1 protein-coding gene is annotated in these 569 nt (G+C 40.4%); it reads left to right on the top strand.

The window, feature by feature from the left end:
* Positions 1-16: 16 nt before the first annotated feature.
* Positions 17-569: transposase family protein (locus tag ODU45_RS10010; RefSeq protein ID WP_398581236.1), on the top strand; the 553-nt coding region annotated here is incomplete at its 3' end.

Genomic DNA, 569 nt, shown 5'->3' with positions numbered 1-569 from the left:
CATTAGAAAGACTCATATGGAACAACTAAATCTTATCACAAATTTTCTCAGAATTAAAGACAAAAATATCGTTATCACTGATGAATATGATATGGGAACTCACTTAGAACTCCACGGTCACTTGGATTACACAGCCCCTAAATGCCCTTCCTGCAAGGGACAAATGGCAAAATACGATTTCCAAAAAGCCTCCAAAATTCCCTATCTAGAAACAGCTGGCTATCCCTTACTTATCCGTCTTAGAAAGCGTCGTTTCAAGTGCAAAGAATGTGCGAAAATGGCTGTCGCTGAAACTCCTCTTGTCAAGAAGAACCACCAAATCTCCGTCGCTGTTAACCAGAAGATCGCCCAATTACTCATCGAAAATCAAGCAATGACACATATTGCACACAGGCTATCCATCTCAACATCATCAGTTATCAGAAAGCTCAATGAGTTCAAGTTTGAAACAGATTGGAACACCTTACCTGAGGTGTTGAACTGGGATGAGTATGCCTTTAAGAAAGGGAAGATGAGCTTTATCGCTCAAGATTTCAACTCCCTAAACGTCATTGCTATTCTGGACGGAA

Origin of the sequence: Streptococcus sp. 2022WUSS135 (assembly GCF_044427045.1) — a bacterium.
Taxonomy (GTDB): domain Bacteria; phylum Bacillota; class Bacilli; order Lactobacillales; family Streptococcaceae; genus Streptococcus; species Streptococcus hashimotonensis.
Note: the sequence above shows the minus strand (reverse complement) of the source record. Positions and strands in the feature narration are given on the sequence as shown.